Source organism: Halobacillus salinus, assembly GCF_004684905.1.
GTDB classification, from domain to species: Bacteria; Bacillota; Bacilli; order Bacillales; family Halobacillaceae; genus Halobacillus; species Halobacillus salinus.
The window spans coordinates 1-17,008 of the sequence record NZ_SRJC01000009.1 but is presented as its reverse complement, the minus strand read 5'-3'; the positions used below and the strand labels follow the sequence as shown (position 1 = coordinate 17,008).

The window sequence follows — 17,008 nt, the reverse complement described above, 5'->3', positions numbered from 1 at the left end:
GTATAAGAAAGGAGTGACCCGAATGATTAGTAAGGCAGATAAAAATGTCGTGCGTAAAAAGCGTCATGCACGTGTTCGTAAAAACGTCTTCGGCACAGCTGAACGTCCACGTTTGAACGTATATCGCTCTAACAAACACATTTACGCTCAACTTATCGATGATGAAAGCCAAGTAACAGTGGCTAGCGCATCTACAGTCGACAACGGTTTCGATCTTGATGTAACTGGTAACGTTGAAGCAGCTCAAAAAGTCGGTGAGATGGTAGCTAAGCGTGCAATCGACAACGGATATAAAGTTGTTGTATTCGACCGCGGTGGTTACTTGTATCATGGACGTGTAGAAGCCCTAGCAGAAGCGGCTCGCGAAGCCGGCCTGGAATTTTAATCGTTAAAGGAGGGACATAAATGAATACAAACATCGACCCTAACAAACTAGATCTTGAAGAACGCGTAGTTACGATCAACCGTGTTGCAAAAGTAGTTAAAGGTGGACGTCGTTTCCGTTTTGCTGCATTGGTTGTAGTAGGAGATAAAAATGGTCATGTTGGCTTCGGTACAGGGAAAGCCCAAGAGGTCCCAGAAGCTATCAAAAAGGCTATTGATGATGCGAAGAAAAATCTAATCACAGTACCTGTTAAAGGTACGACGATCCCACACGAAATCAACGGTCGTTTCGGTGCGGGTAACATCCTGATGAAACCAGCTGCTGAAGGTACTGGAGTTATCGCAGGTGGACCTGTCCGTGCGGTACTTGAGCTTGCAGGTGTTCAAGACATTCTATCTAAGTCACTTGGTTCAAACACACCAATTAACATGGTACGTGCGACACTAACTGGACTTAGCGAGCTTAAGCGCGCTGAAGACGTTGCAAAACTTCGTGGGAAGACTGTCGAAGAACTGTAAAATAAGGAGGGAAATACAATGGCTAAAAAGTTAGAAATTACCCTCACGCGCAGTGTTATTGGTAGACCGCAAGATCAGCGCTCTACTGTCAAGGCGCTAGGTCTGAAGAAGATCCGTCAAACTGTCGTACTTGAAGATAACCCAGCGATCCGAGGTATGGCTGAAAAGGTATCTCACCTTGTATCGGTTAAGGAAGTATAAGTTAAGATTACAAATAAGGAGGTGCTCGCATGAAACTGCATGAACTTAAACCTGCTAAAGGTACTCGTAAAGAGCGTAATCGCGTAGGTCGTGGTATGGCTACTGGTAACGGTAAGACATCTGGCCGTGGTCACAAAGGTCAAGGACAACGTTCTGGCAGCAAGACTCGTCCAGGTTTTGAGGGTGGCCAAATGCCACTATTCCAACGCCTTCCGAAGCGTGGTTTCACTAACGTTCACCGTAAGGAATTTGCGATTGTTAACCTTGACGCTCTCAACCGTTTCGAAGAGGGTACTGAGGTTACACCTGAGCTACTACTTGAAACTGGTGTTGTAAGCAAAGAGAAAGCTGGCATCAAAGTACTAGCTAAAGGTTCTGTCGAAAAGAAACTTACAGTGAAAGCTCACAAGTTCTCTGCTTCAGCTAAAGAAGCAATCGAAGCAGCGGGCGGTCAAACTGAGGTGATTTAATGTTCCGGACAATCTCCAATTTTATGCGCGTGGGTGATATTCGACGGAAAATCATCTTCACTCTTTTGATGCTTGTCGTTTTCCGTTTAGGAACATTTATCCCTGTACCCTTTACAAACCGAGATGCGATCACATTCATGAATGAACAGAATGCGTTCGGTTTCTTGAATACGTTTGGAGGCGGGGCATTACAGAACTTCTCCATCTTTGCTATGGGGATCATGCCCTACATTACTGCCTCCATCATCATGCAATTGTTACAGATGGATGTAGTTCCTAAGTTTGCGGAATGGAAGAAGCAAGGGGAAGTGGGCCGTCGAAAATTAGCTCAGTTTACCCGCTATGGAACGATTGTTTTAGCTCTTATCCAAGCGATCGGAATGTCCATTGGTTTTAACGCTATGGCGCAAGGTCAATTGATCCAGAACCCTGGCGTTGCCAAGTTCGCCGCTATTGCGCTTGTCTTAACGGGTGGAACAGCATTCCTAATGTGGCTTGGTGAGCAAATCACTGCACACGGTGTCGGAAATGGAATTTCTATTCTCATTTTCGCAGGAATCGTAGCAGCGATCCCGAACGGTGTGAACCAGTTGTATGATCAGTATATCTCCGACGCCGGAGACCAACTATTCATCAACTTAGTTATCATTGGTCTGATCTTGCTTGTAATCGTTGCGGTTGTTGTGGGTGTCATCTTCATCCAACAAGCCCTTCGTAAGATTCCTATCCAGTATGCGAAGCGTTTAGTGAACCGCTCGCCTGTAGGTGGGCACTCTACTCACTTACCGCTTAAAGTGAACGCAGCAGGGGTTATTCCAGTCATCTTTGCGATTTCATTCATTATCGCACCGAGAACTGTAGCTGGATTCTTTGAAGGCCCAGTAGCCTCTGTTATTGAATATATCTTTAACTATCAAAACTGGCCTGGAATGGTGATCTATGTGGCTCTTATTATTGCCTTCACGTATTTCTATACATTTGTTCAGGTTAATCCAGAGCAAATGGCAGAGAACTTGAAGAAGCAAGGCGGCTACATTCCTGGAATTCGTCCAGGAGCGAACACAGAAACGTATCTAACTCGTGTTATGTATCGTTTGACGTTCGTAGGGTCCCTATTCTTGGCAGCTGTAGCAATTCTTCCATTGATCCTTGGTAATGTGGCTGGATTGCCACCTTCCGTTCAAATCGGAGGAACGAGCTTACTCATCGTGGTGGGGGTTGCCCTTGAAATGATGAAACAGCTGGAAAGTCAGTTAGTAAAACGCCACTACAAAGGCTTTATCAAATAATTAGTGAAAACTAATGACATGAGAGCGAGGGGAACGCATTGAATTTAATTCTGATGGGTCTTCCTGGTGCCGGGAAAGGTACTCAGGCAGAGAAGATAGTCGAAAAATACGACATCCCTCATATCTCAACTGGAGATATGTTCCGTCTAGCAATCAAAGAAGGAACAGCACTTGGCAAAGAGGCCAAATCTTATATGGACAAAGGCGAATTGGTTCCGGACGAAGTAACGATCGGAATCGTTCGAGAGCGTCTAAGTAAGCCAGACACTGAGAAAGGCTTCTTGCTTGATGGTTTCCCGAGAACAATCGCTCAAGCAGAGGCTCTAGAGAATCTTCTTGGAGATATGGACGAATCAATAGATTATGTCCTTCATATCGATGTTCCAAAAGATAAACTCGTGGAGCGCCTGACTGGACGACGCATTTGCCCAACATGCGGTGCAACTTATCATGTCGTATTCAACCCTCCTAAAGAAGAAGGGAAATGCGACCATGACGGTGCTGAGTTGATTCAACGAGAAGACGATCAGCCGGAAACCGTAAGAACTCGACTGGAAGTCAACGTAGAACAGGCTCAGCCTCTACTAGACTTCTACCGTGAAAAAGGCTATTTAGCATCTTTCGAAGGTGACAAAGATATCAATGATGTATTTAACGACATCGACAAAAAGCTCGGAGAGTTATCAGAATGATTATTTGTAAGACACCACGGGAATTAGAAATAATGCGTGAAGCTGGCCGCATCGTGGCCTTAACGCACCAAAAACTAGAGAAAGCGATTCGACCAGGTATAACTACTGGAGAATTGGATAAGATTGCTGATGAATTCATACGCAGTATGGATGCAATCCCATCTTTCAAAGGTTATAATGGATTCCGTGGTAGTATTTGCGCTTCTGTTAACGAAGAGCTTGTCCATGGAATACCGGGAGACCGGGTGTTAAATGATGGAGATATTATAAGCATCGATATTGGTGCTAAATATAAAGGCTATCACGGGGACTCCGCTTGGACGTATCCAGTGGGGGACGTTGATGATGAAACTATGGATTTGCTGAAAGTCACCGAGACTTCCTTATTCAAAGGACTTGATGAAGCAAAGCCTGGTGAGCGCCTTTCAAATATATCCCATGCCATTCAAGTATATGCTGAATCGGAAGGTTATTCGATCGTCCGTGAGTATGTAGGACACGGCGTAGGTCAGGAACTTCATGAGGCCCCTCAGATTCCTCATTATGGTCCACCGAACAAAGGTCCTCGTTTGAAGCCCGGTATGGTTCTGGCTATTGAGCCAATGGTGAACGCAGGGTCTCGTCATGTGAAGACGCTGGGGGATGATTGGACTGTAGTCACGAGAGATGGTAAAATGTGTGCGCATTTCGAACACACCATTGCGATTACGGAAGAGGGTTACGAGATATTAACAAAATCCTAAATGAAGGTGATCGTATTTGAACGAATCTGAGTCGAGTCCGCGAATAGGTCAAATTGTTCGTATTGTGCAGGGGCGTGAGGCAGGACAGTACGCTGTAGTAATCGATGTGCTGGATGGCCGCTTTGTGCTGCTTGCCGACGGAGAGAAAAGGAAGTATGATCGACCAAAGAAAAAGAACATGCAGCATGTTGAGCTCATGGACTTCATCTCTCCGGAGGTCCAGAACAGCCTTCTGGAAACTGGTCGAGTCACAAACGGCAAACTACGCTTTGCTGTTTCGAAATATGTCAATGAACTAGTGACTGATTTGAAGAAGGGAGATCAACTCGATGGCGAAAGACGATGTAATTGAAGTAGAAGGAACGATCGTTGAAACCTTACCGAACGCACAGTTTAAGGTAGAACTCGAGAACGGTCATACCGTTTTAGCTCACGTTTCAGGTAAAATTCGTATGCACTTTATTCGAATCTTGCCAGGAGACAAAGTAACGGTAGAACTTTCTCCTTATGATTTAACTAAGGGTCGTATTACGTACCGTTACAAATAAAACTCCGACTCAAAGGAGGTATGGATGATGAAGGTAAGGCCTTCTGTAAAACCAATTTGCGAAAAATGCAAAGTCATCAAACGTAAAGGTAAAGTCATGGTTATCTGTGAAAACCCTAAGCATAAACAAAAACAAGGCTAAACTGAAGGAGGTGCAACCCAATGGCACGTATAGCAGGTGTAGATATCCCACGCGATAAGCGCGTTGTGATCTCTCTAACTTATGTATATGGTATCGGAAAATCACTAGCTGCTGATATTCTTGAAGAAGCTGGAGTTTCTGGAAATACTCGCGTTCGCGACCTTACAGAAGACGAACTTGGTAAGATCCGTAGCGTAGTAAACGAGTTGAACGTTGAAGGTGACCTTCGCCGTGAAAACTCTCTTAACATCAAACGTCTAATCGAAATTGGTTCCTACCGTGGAATCCGTCACCGTCGTGGTCTTCCACTTCGCGGTCAAAAGACGAAAAACAACTCTCGTACACGTAAAGGACCACGTCGTACGGTTGCAAACAAACGTAAATAATCAAACAATAAAGGAGGTAAGCTAATCTATGGCACGTAAAGGAAACACTCGCAGTCGTAAGCGTCGCGTGAAAAAGAATATAGAAACTGGTGTGGCTCACATCCGTTCTACTTTCAACAACACGATCGTAACGATCACCGATGTACAAGGTAACGTAATCAGCTGGAGCAGTGCTGGTGCACTTGGTTTCAAAGGCTCTCGTAAGTCTACTCCATTCGCCGCACAAATGTGCTCTGAAGCTGCTGCCAAAGATGCAATGGACAACGGCATGAAGTCACTAGAGGTTACTGTAAAAGGCCCTGGTGCTGGTCGTGAAGCAGCAATCCGTTCTCTACAAGCAGCTGGTCTTGATATCACTGCTATCGTAGACGTAACTCCAGTACCACACAACGGTTGCCGTCCGCCAAAACGTCGTCGCGTATAATTGTTCTGAATAGAATTTGTCACCCTGTCTATAATGGGTTATGATAGCATTCAAACAGCACCGCATTAGACAGAGAAAACGTGCAGTTGTCTCTAATCGGAACTGCCTACCTGAGGAATTTCGGTTAGACATGTGAGTCTAACCGGGGTTTCGACGTTTTGAAGGAGGGTTTAGTGTAATGATCGAAATTGAAAAGCCAAAAATTGAGACGGTTGAGATCAACGATGATTCTACTTTTGGTAAGTTCGTCGTAGAACCGCTTGAGCGTGGGTATGGTACAACTCTAGGTAACTCCTTGCGTCGTATCCTTTTATCCTCACTTCCTGGCGCTGCTGTAACATCAGTTCAAATCGACGGTGTCCTACACGAGTTCTCAACCATCGAAGGTGTAGTCGAGGACGTAACGACAGTCGTGTTGAACCTGAAGAAACTAGCTTTGAAGGTTTACTCCGAAGAAGAAAAGACTTTGGAAATCGATGTTCAGGGTCAAGGGAAAGTAACAGCAGCAGACATTACGCACGATAGTGATGTAGAAGTTCTAAATCCGGATCTTCACATTGCTACACTAGATAGCAATGCTAACTTACGCATGCGTATTACTGCAGAGCGTGGCAGAGGATATCGTCCAGCAGAAGGAAACAACCACGAAGATTTACCAATCGGCGTGATTCCAGTGGATTCTATCTTTACGCCTGTATCTCGTGTAACGTACCAAGTCGAGAACACTAGAATCGGACAAACATCTAACTTTGATAAACTCACTTTAGATGTTTGGACAGACGGAAGTATCCGTCCCGAGGAAGCAATCTCTCTTGGAGCAAAAGTTTATATGGAACACCTCAACATCTTTGTCGGCCTTACAGATGAAGCTCAAAAAGCAGAAATCATGGTCGAAAAAGAAGAGGACCAAAAAGAAAAAGTTCTTGAGATGACGATCGAAGAGCTTGATCTTTCTGTTCGTTCTTATAATTGCTTAAAACGTGCGGGGATTAACACAGTCCAAGAGCTTGCAAACAAATCAGAAGAGGACATGATGAAGGTCCGTAACCTTGGTCGTAAGTCTCTAGAAGAAGTGAAGCACAAGCTTGATGAACTTGGACTAGGTTTAAGAAAAGACGATTAATTGATAGATAACATCTAAGAGTTTCTGAAAAGGGAGGGATTATCAATGGCTAGAAAACTAGGACGTACAACTGATCAGCGTATGGCGCTACTTCGTAACTTAGCGACAGACTTGATCATCCATGAACGTTTAGAAACAACAGAAGCTAAAGCAAAAGAGCTTCGTTCTGTTGTAGAGAAAATGATCACACTTGGTAAGCGCGGCGACCTACATGCTCGTCGTCAAGCTGAGTCATTCCTTTACAGCGCAAGCGCTGATGAGGAAGGTAATCAGACAGCTTTGCAAAAGCTATTCTCTGACATCGGCCCACGCTATGAAGACCGTCAAGGTGGTTACACTCGCGTGCTTAAGCTAGGCGAGCGTAAAGGTGATGGAGCTAAAATGGCAATCATTGAATTAGTTTAATGAATACCATTGATGGAAAAGGGCAGGACTGAATCTCTCTTAGAGGTTGAATCCAGCCCTTTTTTTTATGATTTTATCCTCACTAGACGGGGGCGCTTGGAATGGTTGATTCCAGGCGCCAGCCCCTTCATACCTGATGAAAATATAGAGATTCGACGTTTGATGCAACATAAGGTTTCTTTTGTCAGTTATTGAGTAGATAGATAAGATAGAGAGAGGGAAATGGTGTCGCATTTCCCGGGAAATAGTCAGCTGAGCAGAGGGGGAGAAGAATTGGAAAAGAACCAAATTGAATTCCGAAATGTTTCCTTCCGATACCATGATGAAGCCCCTTGGGTGTTGAGAGATGTCAGCTTCAAAATCGACGCTGATGAATGGGTGGCGATTATCGGACATAACGGTTCAGGGAAATCAACCATCGCAAAACTGATGAACGGTTTGTTATTTCCTCAAGAGGGAGAGATCTTGGTATCTGGACAGAAAGTAGAGCCTGATACTATATGGGATGTGCGAAAGCAAGTTGGAATGGTCTTTCAAAATCCGGACAATCAGTTTGTTGGAACAACAGTACGAGACGATGTTGCCTTCGGAATGGAGAACCATGGTATGCCTCGTGAATTGATGGTCGAACGAATTCGAGAGAGCTTACAGGCAGTATCGATGACAGACTATGAACGCCAAGAGCCTCACCGGCTATCTGGTGGACAGAAGCAGAGGGTAGCGATTGCTAGTGTGCTGGCCGTCTCACCTAAATACATCATCTTAGATGAAGCGACCGCTATGCTTGACCCGAAAGGTCGTAAAGAAATCATGCAGACGATCCGTGACGTGCAGGGGGCCAGGAACCTATCTTTGATTACCATTACGCACGATCTTCAAGAAGTGACACAGGCAGACCGAGTCATTGTCATGAATAATGGAGAAGTGTGGATGGAAGGTACCCCTAGAGACATTTTCTCTGAAAAGGATCGGTTAATCGATATTGGCTTGGATACTCCGTTTATTAGTAAGCTGGCAGATGAATTGATGAATGCTGGTTTAACCATTTCCCGTGAGCCATTGAATCACCAGGAGTTGTTGGAGGAATTATGGACATTACATTCGACCAAGTAAGTTACGTATATCAACCTGGCAGTCCATTCGAACATCGCGCACTCCAAGATATATCGTTCTCGATACAATCCGGGTCATTTGTTGCTATTATAGGTCATACAGGATCAGGGAAATCAACCTTACTGCAGCATTTGAATGGCCTTATGCAACCAACCAGCGGAAGAGTGAGTGTTGGCCCTTACGATATGGAAGCAGGAAAGAAGAATAAACGTCTTCGTGAGCTCCGTGAAAAAGTCGGAGTCGTATTCCAATATCCAGAGCACCAACTATTCGAAGAGACCGTATCAAAGGATATCGCTTTCGGTCCTGAGAATTTCGGTGTAGAGGAGCAGGAGATTCAAACAAGAATAACTGAGGCCGTGAGGGCGACGGGACTAAGCGAAGAGTTGTTGGAACGATCTCCTTTTGATTTGAGTGGAGGGCAGATGCGCCGAGTGGCCATTTCAGGAGTCCTCGCGATGAATCCTGAGGTATTAGTGCTTGATGAGCCGACAGCAGGTCTTGATCCTAGCGGGCAGCGTGAGATTATGGATATGTTCCATAACTTGCATAAAGAGAAACAACTCACAACCGTGCTAGTGACGCACAGCATGGAAGATGCGCTGAAGTATGCCGACCACATTATTATCCTGAACAATGGAGAAATGTACCGGGAAGGCACGCCTCTTGAAATATTCAAGCAGAAAGAAGCACTAGAGGCTGTGCAGCTAGACGTACCGGAGGTTATAGAATTCTTAGCAAAAGTGGAAGAGAAGATGAATATCAGACTTCCTTATGAAGGGCAGAGTGTAGCAGAGTTAGCAAAGGACTTGGCCCGTATGGTGAAAGGGGGCCGCGATCTTGAATAACTCGATGATCATTGGCCAATATGTGCCGGCTGAATCCGTTATTCACAAAATGGATCCAAGGTCTAAAATTGCCATCATATTTTTCTTTGTTCTGATCGTATTTTTTGCTAATTCTGTTATGAGTTATGGCCTGCTCACCGTTTTTGGTGTGACAGCAGCTGCTAGCTCAAAGGTCCCCCTCCGTTTTATTATGAAGGGACTTACGCCTGTATGGTTCCTTATCATTTTCACCTTCCTCTTGCACCTCATCGTAACGAAAGAGGGAGATGTCCTTTATAATCTATTAGGATGGAAGATATATGAAGAAGGGGTCGTACAAGGGGCAGCTATTTCCCTCCGCTTCTTCTTACTCATTCTCGTAACCTCTTTGCTGACGTTGACGACGACGCCGATTGAAATTACAGATGCTATTGAAGAATTGCTCGGTCCACTTAAGAAGATTCGCTTCCCCGTTCATGAACTTGCATTGATGATGTCGATCTCGCTTCGGTTTATCCCGACATTGATGCAGGAAACGGAGAAAATCTCAAAAGCCCAAGCTTCGAGAGGTGTGGATTTCCGCACAGGGTCATTTAAAGACCGGCTGAAGGCAATTGTGCCTCTCTTAGTGCCGTTGTTCGTCAGTGCCTTCAAAAGGGCTGAGGAACTGGCTATGGCCATGGAAGCACGTGGTTACCGTGGAGGAGAGGGACGCACGAAATTAAGAGAACTAAAAGTAGGGAAAGTAGACTTTATGATCTACGCTCTATTCCTTTTAGTCGTTATCGGTTTGTTTTTAACAAGAAGTTAATCAGGGAGAGAGTCGGATGGAGCGTTTGCGATGCGTAATTCAATATGATGGCACTCATTATGCCGGCTATCAAATTCAGCCTAATGGAAACACGGTCCAAGCTGAACTTGAAAAGGCGTTGAGAAAAATGCACAAAGGGCAGAGAGTGAAGGTCGTTGCTTCAGGTAGGACAGATTCTGGTGTCCATGCTAAGGGACAAGTAATCCATTTTGACACGGACCTTACCATTCCTTTATCGAATTGGCGCCGTGCCCTTTCTTCACTGTTGCCAGCCGATATCATGGTAGAGAGTGTAGAATCTGTCCCTTCTGATTTTCATGCACGATATGATACAACAGGTAAAGAGTACCGCTATTTCGTTTGGAATGCGAAGGAACCCGATATTTTTAAGCGGCTGTACCGTCACCATGTGAGAGGGGAGCTGGATATCGAGGCGATGAGGGAAGCTTGCTCTTATATTGAAGGAGAGCATGACTTCACTTCTTTCTGTTCACCGAAAACGGATATCAAAGGGGACAAAGTTCGTACGATCTACCGGGCGGAAATTTCAGAAGATGGTCAGGAGATCACTTTTGTCTTCCGAGGATCGGGTTTTTTATACAACATGGTACGTATCCTTGTCGGCACTTTATTAGAGGTCGGTAGAGGAGATAGAAGCCCCCGGGAAGTCCCGTCGATAATCGAAGCAGTGGATCGCGAAGCCGCAGGCAGGACAGCTCCCCCACACGGGCTGTTTTTATGGAAAGTTCACTATGAAGAACGAGGCGAGTAGCGCCTTTTATATATAAAAAGTAGAAAAAACAACGATTCCTGGTGTGCATACTCTTGACACCAGGACTGAGAGTGTTATATTATATTCTATGGCATTTTATTTCTATACCACGATTAGCCCCGGAAACTAATCGTATTGAGATAAAGTATTGAAACGAAGCTTTGAGAAACTAACAATTCAGGAGGGAAACCGACATGCGCACAACTTTCATGGCAAATGAAAACAACGTGGAACGTAAATGGTATGTTGTCGACGCTGCAGGACAGACACTTGGCCGTTTAGCAAGCGAAGTTGCTGCCATCCTTCGCGGTAAAAATAAACCAACGTACACACCACATGTTGACACTGGTGATCACGTAATTATCATCAACGCAAGCGAAATCGAACTAACTGGTAACAAAATCAACGATAAGATCTATTATCGTCACTCCAGCCACGTAGGTGGACTGAAGTCTCGTACAGCGAACGAAATGCGTACGAAATACCCTGAGCAAATGCTAGAACTTGCTGTTAAAGGTATGCTTCCAAAAGGAAGTCTTGGACGTAAGATGGGCAAGAAACTTCATGTTTACGCTGGATCTGAACACAAGCATGAAGCACAACAACCAGAAGTTTACGAACTTCGCGGATAATTAAAGGAGGTAATTAAGAGTGGCACAAGTACAATACATCGGCACTGGTCGTCGTAAGAGCTCAACAGCTCGTGTACGTCTTGTTCCTGGAACAGGCCGTGTCGTAATTAACAAACGTGATGCTGAAGACTTTTTCCCATATGAAACTCTTCGTATGATTCTGAAGCAGCCTCTTGCTGTAACAGAAACAGAAGGTAACTATGACGTTCATGTAAACGTTCATGGTGGAGGATTCACAGGACAAGCAGGTGCGATCCGTCACGGAATCGCTCGTGCGCTTCTACAAGCAGATCCTGAATACCGCACACCACTTAAGCGTGCTGGTCTCCTAACTCGTGACGCACGTATGAAAGAACGTAAGAAATACGGTCTTAAAGGTGCTCGTCGTGCACCACAATTCTCTAAGCGTTAATTATCGCTTTATACAAAGACTCTCAACTTCGGTTGGGAGTCTTTTTTTGTTTCGATTCATATCTACGCACCTTGTCCCATAGAGTGTTATAGGGAGTATAAGGGAGTGTGGAGACATGATTCGTAAGATGAAAACGTTCTTGTGGTTAGTGGGAGTAGTCGTGCTCGTATGTCTAGTGTCTTATCCGCTTCAAGAAGCAAAGGATGCCTGGACGGAATGGTCGTCCCCACTATCAGGTAAAGTCATTGTGCTAGACCCAGGTCACGGAGGCCCCGATGGTGGAGCGGAAGGAACGGATGGAACACAGGAAAAAGAAATTACGTTGCAGATGTCTCGTTATTTGCAGGACTATCTCCAAGAAGCGGGAGCACTTGTCTACTTGACCCGATACGAAGATACCGACCTTTCCTCCGAAGATGCGGGTAGTTTGTCTAGACGCAAGTCGGAAGATATCAGAAACCGGGTCCAGTACATTAAAGAAAAGGAAGCGGACTTTTATTTAAGTATTCATTTAAATGCGATCCCATCAGACAAGTGGAGAGGAGCACAAACGTTTTACAATCCGGATGTGGAAGAAAGTAAAAACCTCGCGAAATTCATTCAATCCGAGATCAAATCTAACTTAGAGAATACCACGAGAGAAGCACTCGGCTTAACGAATATTTATATTTTGAAAAATGTAGATGCACCTGGCGCTTTAGTGGAAGCGGGTTTCTTATCGAACGGTGAGGAGAGGGAATTATTGAAATCAGATGATTATCAACGGAAAATGGCAGCTTCGATTTATCAAGGGGTTTTACGGTATGTGACAGAGCGAGAACATCCTTCCAGTAATTGATCCTGAGCAAATCACTTAGAAAGCGTTTCATATATGTTATACTAGCCGTGTTGAAACAATTTCTAAGGATGGTGACCTAGCTTGCTTACACAAGAACAAGTACTAGAAATCCTGCACGGAATCCAAGATCCGTTTTTACATAAAACGCTAGAAGAGACCGGTGGGGTTGAAGAGATAAAGATTAAAGAAGAGAAGAATCACGTAAGTGTTAAGATTCTCATTTCCAAAACGAATACAGCTGAGCAAATGGAATTGCAGCAAACGATTGTGAACGCACTGAAGAGTGCAGGTGCTGCGACGGTTGGACTGCGTTTCGATCAATTATCAGACGACGTGGTTCAGAAGTTCCAACCAGCTGAAGAGCAACAAGATCAATCATTGTTGAGCGGAAATTCAGGAACCAAATTCATTTCCGTTGCCAGTGGTAAAGGTGGCGTAGGAAAATCTACCGTAACCGTAAACTTGGCTGTAGCTCTCACGCGCTTAGGGAAGAAAGTCGGCATTATTGATGCAGACATTTATGGTTTCAGTGTTCCGGATATGATGGGTGTTGAAGAGCGTCCTGTAGTCCGCGGGGAGAAAATCATTCCTGTCGAACGCTTTGGTGTAAAAGTTGTATCCATGGGCTTCTTCGTGGAAGATAACTCTCCAATCATCTGGCGTGGTCCAATGCTTGGGAAGATGTTGACGAGCTTCTTCAAAGAAGTAGAGTGGGGCGACTTGGACTACCTACTATTAGACTTACCACCTGGAACAGGGGACGTGGCACTTGATGTCCATTCGATGCTCCCTGCATCTAAAGAGATCATCGTTACGACACCACACCCGACTGCTGCATTCGTTGCGTCTCGTGCAGGGCAAATGGCACTGAAGACGGAACATGAAATCCTTGGTGTAGTCGAGAATATGGCATACTTCCAGAGTAAAGAAACGGGTAACAAAGAGTTCGTCTTTGGCCGAGGCGGTGGCGTGAAGCTTGCTGAAACGTTGAAGACGGATGTGCTAGGACACATTCCTCTAGAACAACCATACGAAGAAGAAGAGATCTTTGCACCCTCTGTTTATCAATCGGATCATCCAACGGGTGTCATCTATCGCAACATGGCGGCGAAAGTAATCGATAAATATTAAAAGAAAAACGCGTCCCCATTTGATGGGGGCGCGTTTTCACATTTATTGACCTGAACCTCCGCCTTGTTGTTCAGAGTCCTGGCTGCCACTGCCTCCACCACTCTGACTTTGGCCACTACTTCCACCTTCACCAGAGGATTTGGATCCTCCTTCTTGCCCCATTTTCTCGGCTGCTTTAAGCAAGGTGTCTGTCATTTTCGCTTCGAATACGGGACTGTTTAAGGTCTCATTTATGGTGGTTTCTAAATACTTGCGGAATTTTTGTCCTTCCATGACGGTAACCATTTGTTCCATCATTTCTGGATTGCTATACAAATCAATCATCAGCTTCTGATATTCAGCGTCCTTCATAAGTCCTTTCATTAACTCTTTTTGTTGATCTTGAAGAACTTTATTGAACCCTTGGACGAATTTTGGATCGGAGAATAGCTTTGTCCAAAATTCTTTCCCTTTATCAGAAACGATGGTATCACTTACTGTCTGAGAAACGACCTCCGACTCTAAAGCCATGGACTGTTGCATTTCTTCATTCGAAAGCACTTCCGTAATCGCTTTTTTACCATCATCGGTCTTTAATATATCGACAACCATTTTCTTTGTTTCGTCATAATCAGATTGCTCTCCTGAACTTGATCCACCGCTACAAGCGGTCAATAAGGTAATGAACAGGAGGAGGCACATGATGCGTAGCCAATTGGACATAACACATGTCCCCTTTCTTTCATTCTCCTTATCGTTACTATGTGCGTAGGCGACAAATATTATGCGGAAGCGGGAAAAAAGCAAGGGTTCATGATAAAATACCATGGTGAAGTTTTTTTATTAGGGGGGAACATTCGTGAATAGTCGTAAATGGGTGAGGTTATTTTTATCCACTCTGTTAATCGGTGGTGGATTAACACTTGTTCTTAGTTTTGTTTTCAAACAGCAATCCTATGCTGATGTTCTTCAGCCTTTTCAATTCGTTGAATTAATTGGTCTGATTCTTTTTTTCTCAGGAATGGGTTTTATTTTCAGTGTGATCAGTCAGATGGGGTTCTTTGCTTATTTGACAGTAAACCAGTTCGGTAAAGGGATGTTCCGTTCGTTGTGGACTCCTGTGCAATGGTTTCTCATCGCATTCACCATTTTTGATTTGATTTACTTCCGGTACCAGGCAGCGGACGATGCATCGATTTGGCCGTTTATATTGACGGCTCTCGTGTTACTCGGCCTCTCGCTTATCGTGGCTTACGTAAAAGCAAAAGAAACCAAGCCACAAGCCTTTGTGCCTGCCCTGTTTTTCATGGTCGTTGTCACAACGGTGGAATGGGTGCCTGCATTGCGTGCAGACAGCAGTGATTACGTATGGTTAATGGTAATTTCATTATTTGCGTGTAATGCGTATCAATTACTGTTGTTACATCGTCTTAATAAGCAAGAAGCGTAAAAACAGGAGGGGAATCGCCTCCTGTTTTTTAATTTACTTGTGTCGTTTTCGTCTCGCTTCCACTGACCAACTCAGAAATACTGACAAACTCAAGTCCTTTCTGTTTCAGTCCTGGCAGGATTACTTTCAATGCTTTAGGCGTCTGCTTGACCGAATCGGAAGCATGCATGAGGATAATATCCCCTTTGGAACCTTTGTTCATAACTTGATCAATGATTTGGTTTGTTCCCGGGTTTTCCCAATCCCTAGGGTTGATACTCCATTGCACTGCCTGAAGACCTGCTTCATCAATTCTCTTCAACACTTCTTTGTCTATATGACCATGTGGAGGTCGAATCCATTTGACGTCTTCAAATCCGAGCTTCTCGAATGCTTCCTTTGCTTTGTTCAAGTCTTGACTAACATGCTCAGGTTTCATCTCCAAGTAACTTTCATAATCATATCCCATCATCCCGATCTCATGTTTCCCTTCATGAATATCTTTCACTATGTCAGGGTGACGCTCCGCCCAAGAACCACTTAAGAAAAAGGTCGCTTGAACTTGATGAGCCTCCAGCTGCTTTAAGATCTCCTGGACCTTATCACTACCCCAACTGATATTAAAGGTCAATGCGACGAATGATAAATCTTCACTACCTTGACTTAATGCCCGAAGTTCTCCGTTGTTTTGGAATACAGGTTGTTGGTTGAAGCGGCCAATCCATAAAAAGAGTGCACAAAATAGAGATAAAACAACTACAACACCATAGCGTTTCCAACGATCAGCCTTCAAAGAATAGAACACCACAGCCCTCTCCTTCCTACCAATATGTTCTATACATATGAAAAAGAGGACAACCTATGCTAAAAACCATAGAAAAAGGGTAAAAATAAAGAGTGAGGACTTGAGGGAGGTTTAGGTGATGTATGGGTTTATGATAAATGACCAGGAAAGACAGGAAGTTCAATACTTATTGAAAAGAGAAATGGAAGAGATCACATTCGATTTAGGGGACCAAAGAATAGACGTAGGGATGAAGCGGGCGATGGAAGAAAGGTATGTTGTGTTGTACCACATTTTCCGTAGGTTTGCGACGAGGGAAGAGTGTTTGCAGTATATGCCCGCTAGAAAAAGATATAACTGAACCCGAGGAAAGTCCATCTGCTCAGGACTTTCCTTTTATTATGAAGGGAGAGTTGGGACGCTAACTGTTGTAATAAAAGGGAATGCAATCGCGTGTTAACGTGTTATTTCTTCTATATGAACTGAGAATTTATAAAAAATACGAGAAAACTATTGCGTTCTGTTTTTATAATATGCTATATTATTAATCGTTGTCGGGAAAGCAAAGACAACAAAAAACAAAAGAAAAAACACTCCAAAAAAAGTGTTGACTTATTGTTTGAACGATGATAAAGTTATTCTTGTCGCCAAAACGACGGCAACGAAAAACAAAAAACATTTTAAAAAAAGTTGTTGACAACAAAAACGGCAACATGTTAAGATGTTAAAGTCGCTGTTAACGCAGCAGACACAATTTGATCTTTGAAAACTGAACGAACCAACCAGTACGTCAATATTTTTTCTTCTTAGTGAAGAAAAGACAACAACGCACATTCGGTGTGCAAATGAGCAAGTCAAACTTAACTTTTATGGAGAGTTTGATCCTGGCTCAGGACGAACGCTGGCGGCGTGCCTAATACATGCAAGTCGAGCGCAGGAAGCGAGCTGATCCCCT

The 17,008-nt window shown here is 44.2% G+C and carries 26 protein-coding genes and 1 rRNA gene; 25 read left to right on the top strand and 2 right to left on the bottom strand.

Translation table 11 applies throughout. From position 1 onward, the window contains the following. Window positions 1–22 precede the first annotated feature (22 nt). The 22 genes from rplR (at window position 23) to E4663_RS18515 (ending at window position 13,861) form a co-directional block, all read left to right on the top strand. A complete protein-coding gene (gene rplR / locus E4663_RS18620) occupies window positions 23–385 on the top strand; it encodes a 50S ribosomal protein L18 (protein WP_079477337.1) in 363 nt (120 codons plus the stop codon). 20 nt (window positions 386–405) lie between these two features. After that, window positions 406–903, top strand: coding sequence for a 30S ribosomal protein S5 (rpsE, locus tag E4663_RS18615; RefSeq protein ID WP_079477336.1), 498 nt, complete (start codon window positions 406–408; stop codon window positions 901–903). Between the two features lie 18 nt (window positions 904–921). After that, window positions 922–1,104, top strand: coding sequence for a 50S ribosomal protein L30 (gene rpmD, locus E4663_RS18610; RefSeq protein WP_079477335.1), 183 nt, complete (start codon window positions 922–924; stop codon window positions 1,102–1,104). Between the two features lie 29 nt (window positions 1,105–1,133). Next, window positions 1,134–1,574 carry a 50S ribosomal protein L15 gene (gene rplO / locus E4663_RS18605; RefSeq protein ID WP_079477334.1) on the top strand — a complete coding sequence of 147 codons (441 nt, stop codon included), beginning with the start codon at window positions 1,134–1,136 and terminating at the stop codon, window positions 1,572–1,574. Further along, window positions 1,574–2,863: a preprotein translocase subunit SecY gene (secY, locus tag E4663_RS18600; RefSeq protein WP_135328755.1), complete on the top strand. Its 1,290-nt coding sequence runs from the start codon at window positions 1,574–1,576 to the stop codon at window positions 2,861–2,863. The genes rplO and secY overlap by 1 nt, the downstream gene beginning before the upstream one ends. A 38-nt stretch (window positions 2,864–2,901) precedes the next feature. Then, the gene (locus E4663_RS18595; protein ID WP_135328754.1) at window positions 2,902–3,555 is read left to right on the top strand and encodes an adenylate kinase; all 654 of its coding nucleotides are present in this window, start codon (window positions 2,902–2,904) and stop codon (window positions 3,553–3,555) included. Continuing rightward, on the top strand, window positions 3,552–4,298 hold the full coding sequence (gene map, locus E4663_RS18590; RefSeq protein ID WP_079477331.1) for a type I methionyl aminopeptidase: 747 nt from the start codon (window positions 3,552–3,554) through the stop codon (window positions 4,296–4,298). Before E4663_RS18595 ends, map begins: the two co-directional genes overlap by 4 nt. Window positions 4,299–4,314: 16 nt before the next feature. Then, a complete protein-coding gene (locus E4663_RS18585; RefSeq protein WP_079477330.1) occupies window positions 4,315–4,650 on the top strand; it encodes a KOW domain-containing RNA-binding protein in 336 nt (111 codons plus the stop codon). Then, window positions 4,628–4,846 (top strand): translation initiation factor IF-1, encoded by a 219-nt coding sequence (infA, locus tag E4663_RS18580; RefSeq protein WP_035543089.1) that lies wholly within the window; start codon window positions 4,628–4,630, stop codon window positions 4,844–4,846. The genes E4663_RS18585 and infA overlap by 23 nt, the downstream gene beginning before the upstream one ends. A gap of 27 nt (window positions 4,847–4,873) precedes the next feature. Further along, window positions 4,874–4,987, top strand: a complete 114-nt coding sequence (gene rpmJ / locus E4663_RS18575; RefSeq protein WP_002509257.1) for a 50S ribosomal protein L36 — start codon at window positions 4,874–4,876, stop codon at window positions 4,985–4,987. Between the two features lie 20 nt (window positions 4,988–5,007). After that, window positions 5,008–5,373 (top strand): 30S ribosomal protein S13, encoded by a 366-nt coding sequence (gene rpsM, locus E4663_RS18570; RefSeq protein ID WP_079477329.1) that lies wholly within the window; start codon window positions 5,008–5,010, stop codon window positions 5,371–5,373. A gap of 28 nt (window positions 5,374–5,401) precedes the next feature. Next, the gene (rpsK, locus tag E4663_RS18565) at window positions 5,402–5,797 is read left to right on the top strand and encodes a 30S ribosomal protein S11 (RefSeq protein ID WP_079477328.1); all 396 of its coding nucleotides are present in this window, start codon (window positions 5,402–5,404) and stop codon (window positions 5,795–5,797) included. A gap of 178 nt (window positions 5,798–5,975) precedes the next feature. Then, the gene (locus E4663_RS18560; RefSeq protein WP_079477327.1) at window positions 5,976–6,920 is read left to right on the top strand and encodes a DNA-directed RNA polymerase subunit alpha; all 945 of its coding nucleotides are present in this window, start codon (window positions 5,976–5,978) and stop codon (window positions 6,918–6,920) included. A gap of 45 nt (window positions 6,921–6,965) precedes the next feature. Then, a complete protein-coding gene (rplQ, locus tag E4663_RS18555) occupies window positions 6,966–7,325 on the top strand; it encodes a 50S ribosomal protein L17 (RefSeq protein ID WP_079477326.1) in 360 nt (119 codons plus the stop codon). Window positions 7,326–7,598: 273 nt separating this feature from the next. Then, complete coding sequence (locus E4663_RS18550) at window positions 7,599–8,438, top strand: energy-coupling factor ABC transporter ATP-binding protein (RefSeq protein WP_135328753.1); 840 nt, start codon at window positions 7,599–7,601, stop codon at window positions 8,436–8,438. After that, window positions 8,414–9,286 carry an energy-coupling factor ABC transporter ATP-binding protein gene (locus tag E4663_RS18545; RefSeq protein ID WP_135328752.1) on the top strand — a complete coding sequence of 291 codons (873 nt, stop codon included), beginning with the start codon at window positions 8,414–8,416 and terminating at the stop codon, window positions 9,284–9,286. The genes E4663_RS18550 and E4663_RS18545 overlap by 25 nt, the downstream gene beginning before the upstream one ends. Beyond that, window positions 9,279–10,076: an energy-coupling factor transporter transmembrane component T family protein gene (locus tag E4663_RS18540; protein WP_135328751.1), complete on the top strand. Its 798-nt coding sequence runs from the start codon at window positions 9,279–9,281 to the stop codon at window positions 10,074–10,076. Before E4663_RS18545 ends, E4663_RS18540 begins: the two co-directional genes overlap by 8 nt. A 16-nt stretch (window positions 10,077–10,092) precedes the next feature. Further along, the gene (gene truA / locus E4663_RS18535; protein ID WP_079477322.1) at window positions 10,093–10,848 is read left to right on the top strand and encodes a tRNA pseudouridine(38-40) synthase TruA; all 756 of its coding nucleotides are present in this window, start codon (window positions 10,093–10,095) and stop codon (window positions 10,846–10,848) included. 194 nt (window positions 10,849–11,042) lie between these two features. Beyond that, window positions 11,043–11,480, top strand: a complete 438-nt coding sequence (rplM, locus tag E4663_RS18530) for a 50S ribosomal protein L13 (RefSeq protein WP_079477321.1) — start codon at window positions 11,043–11,045, stop codon at window positions 11,478–11,480. Window positions 11,481–11,499: 19 nt separating this feature from the next. Further along, complete coding sequence (gene rpsI / locus E4663_RS18525) at window positions 11,500–11,892, top strand: 30S ribosomal protein S9 (protein WP_079477320.1); 393 nt, start codon at window positions 11,500–11,502, stop codon at window positions 11,890–11,892. 115 nt (window positions 11,893–12,007) lie between these two features. Continuing rightward, window positions 12,008–12,730 (top strand): N-acetylmuramoyl-L-alanine amidase CwlD, encoded by a 723-nt coding sequence (cwlD, locus tag E4663_RS18520; RefSeq protein WP_079477319.1) that lies wholly within the window; start codon window positions 12,008–12,010, stop codon window positions 12,728–12,730. Between the two features lie 81 nt (window positions 12,731–12,811). Continuing rightward, complete coding sequence (locus E4663_RS18515; RefSeq protein WP_135328750.1) at window positions 12,812–13,861, top strand: Mrp/NBP35 family ATP-binding protein; 1,050 nt, start codon at window positions 12,812–12,814, stop codon at window positions 13,859–13,861. A 42-nt stretch (window positions 13,862–13,903) separates the two neighbouring features. On the opposite strand, the gene gerD is transcribed toward E4663_RS18515, so the two are convergent. Further along, the gene (gerD, locus tag E4663_RS18510) at window positions 13,904–14,563 is read right to left on the bottom strand and encodes a spore germination lipoprotein GerD (RefSeq protein ID WP_079477317.1); all 660 of its coding nucleotides are present in this window, start codon (window positions 14,561–14,563) and stop codon (window positions 13,904–13,906) included. A 136-nt stretch (window positions 14,564–14,699) separates the two neighbouring features. On the opposite strand from gerD, the gene E4663_RS18505 reads away from it, so the two are divergent. Continuing rightward, window positions 14,700–15,290, top strand: a complete 591-nt coding sequence (locus E4663_RS18505; RefSeq protein WP_135328749.1) for a KinB-signaling pathway activation protein — start codon at window positions 14,700–14,702, stop codon at window positions 15,288–15,290. Between the two features lie 28 nt (window positions 15,291–15,318). On the opposite strand, the gene pdaB is transcribed toward E4663_RS18505, so the two are convergent. Further along, window positions 15,319–16,074: a polysaccharide deacetylase family sporulation protein PdaB gene (gene pdaB / locus E4663_RS18500; RefSeq protein ID WP_241657241.1), complete on the bottom strand. Its 756-nt coding sequence runs from the start codon at window positions 16,072–16,074 to the stop codon at window positions 15,319–15,321. A 118-nt stretch (window positions 16,075–16,192) separates the two neighbouring features. Here pdaB and E4663_RS18495 point away from each other — a divergent pair, with 118 nt between their 5' ends. Together E4663_RS18495 and E4663_RS18490 are read left to right on the top strand one after the other, a co-directional pair. Further along, a complete protein-coding gene (locus E4663_RS18495) occupies window positions 16,193–16,414 on the top strand; it encodes a hypothetical protein (protein ID WP_135328747.1) in 222 nt (73 codons plus the stop codon). Between the two features lie 505 nt (window positions 16,415–16,919). Further along, window positions 16,920–17,008: ribosomal RNA gene (locus tag E4663_RS18490) — 16S ribosomal RNA — on the top strand; the annotation flags it as partial.

What these genes read in the sequence shown, in the direction of transcription:
- rplR (WP_079477337.1), top strand. Translation starts at nt 23, where the DNA reads ATGATTAGTAAGGCAGATAAAAATGTCGTGCGTAAAAAGCGTCATGCA.
- rpsE (WP_079477336.1), top strand. Translation starts at nt 406, where the DNA reads ATGAATACAAACATCGACCCTAACAAACTAGATCTTGAAGAACGCGTA.
- rpmD (WP_079477335.1), top strand. Translation starts at nt 922, where the DNA reads ATGGCTAAAAAGTTAGAAATTACCCTCACGCGCAGTGTTATTGGTAGA.
- rplO (WP_079477334.1), top strand. Translation starts at nt 1,134, where the DNA reads ATGAAACTGCATGAACTTAAACCTGCTAAAGGTACTCGTAAAGAGCGT.
- secY (WP_135328755.1), top strand. Translation starts at nt 1,574, where the DNA reads ATGTTCCGGACAATCTCCAATTTTATGCGCGTGGGTGATATTCGACGG.
- map (WP_079477331.1), top strand. Translation starts at nt 3,552, where the DNA reads ATGATTATTTGTAAGACACCACGGGAATTAGAAATAATGCGTGAAGCT.
- infA (WP_035543089.1), top strand. Translation starts at nt 4,628, where the DNA reads ATGGCGAAAGACGATGTAATTGAAGTAGAAGGAACGATCGTTGAAACC.
- rpmJ (WP_002509257.1), top strand. Translation starts at nt 4,874, where the DNA reads ATGAAGGTAAGGCCTTCTGTAAAACCAATTTGCGAAAAATGCAAAGTC.
- rpsM (WP_079477329.1), top strand. Translation starts at nt 5,008, where the DNA reads ATGGCACGTATAGCAGGTGTAGATATCCCACGCGATAAGCGCGTTGTG.
- rpsK (WP_079477328.1), top strand. Translation starts at nt 5,402, where the DNA reads ATGGCACGTAAAGGAAACACTCGCAGTCGTAAGCGTCGCGTGAAAAAG.
- E4663_RS18560 (WP_079477327.1), top strand. Translation starts at nt 5,976, where the DNA reads ATGATCGAAATTGAAAAGCCAAAAATTGAGACGGTTGAGATCAACGAT.
- rplQ (WP_079477326.1), top strand. Translation starts at nt 6,966, where the DNA reads ATGGCTAGAAAACTAGGACGTACAACTGATCAGCGTATGGCGCTACTT.
- E4663_RS18545 (WP_135328752.1), top strand. Translation starts at nt 8,414, where the DNA reads ATGGACATTACATTCGACCAAGTAAGTTACGTATATCAACCTGGCAGT.
- truA (WP_079477322.1), top strand. Translation starts at nt 10,093, where the DNA reads ATGGAGCGTTTGCGATGCGTAATTCAATATGATGGCACTCATTATGCC.
- rplM (WP_079477321.1), top strand. Translation starts at nt 11,043, where the DNA reads ATGCGCACAACTTTCATGGCAAATGAAAACAACGTGGAACGTAAATGG.
- cwlD (WP_079477319.1), top strand. Translation starts at nt 12,008, where the DNA reads ATGATTCGTAAGATGAAAACGTTCTTGTGGTTAGTGGGAGTAGTCGTG.
- gerD (WP_079477317.1), bottom strand. Translation starts at nt 14,563, where the DNA reads ATGTCCAATTGGCTACGCATCATGTGCCTCCTCCTGTTCATTACCTTA.
- E4663_RS18495 (WP_135328747.1), top strand. Translation starts at nt 16,193, where the DNA reads ATGTATGGGTTTATGATAAATGACCAGGAAAGACAGGAAGTTCAATAC.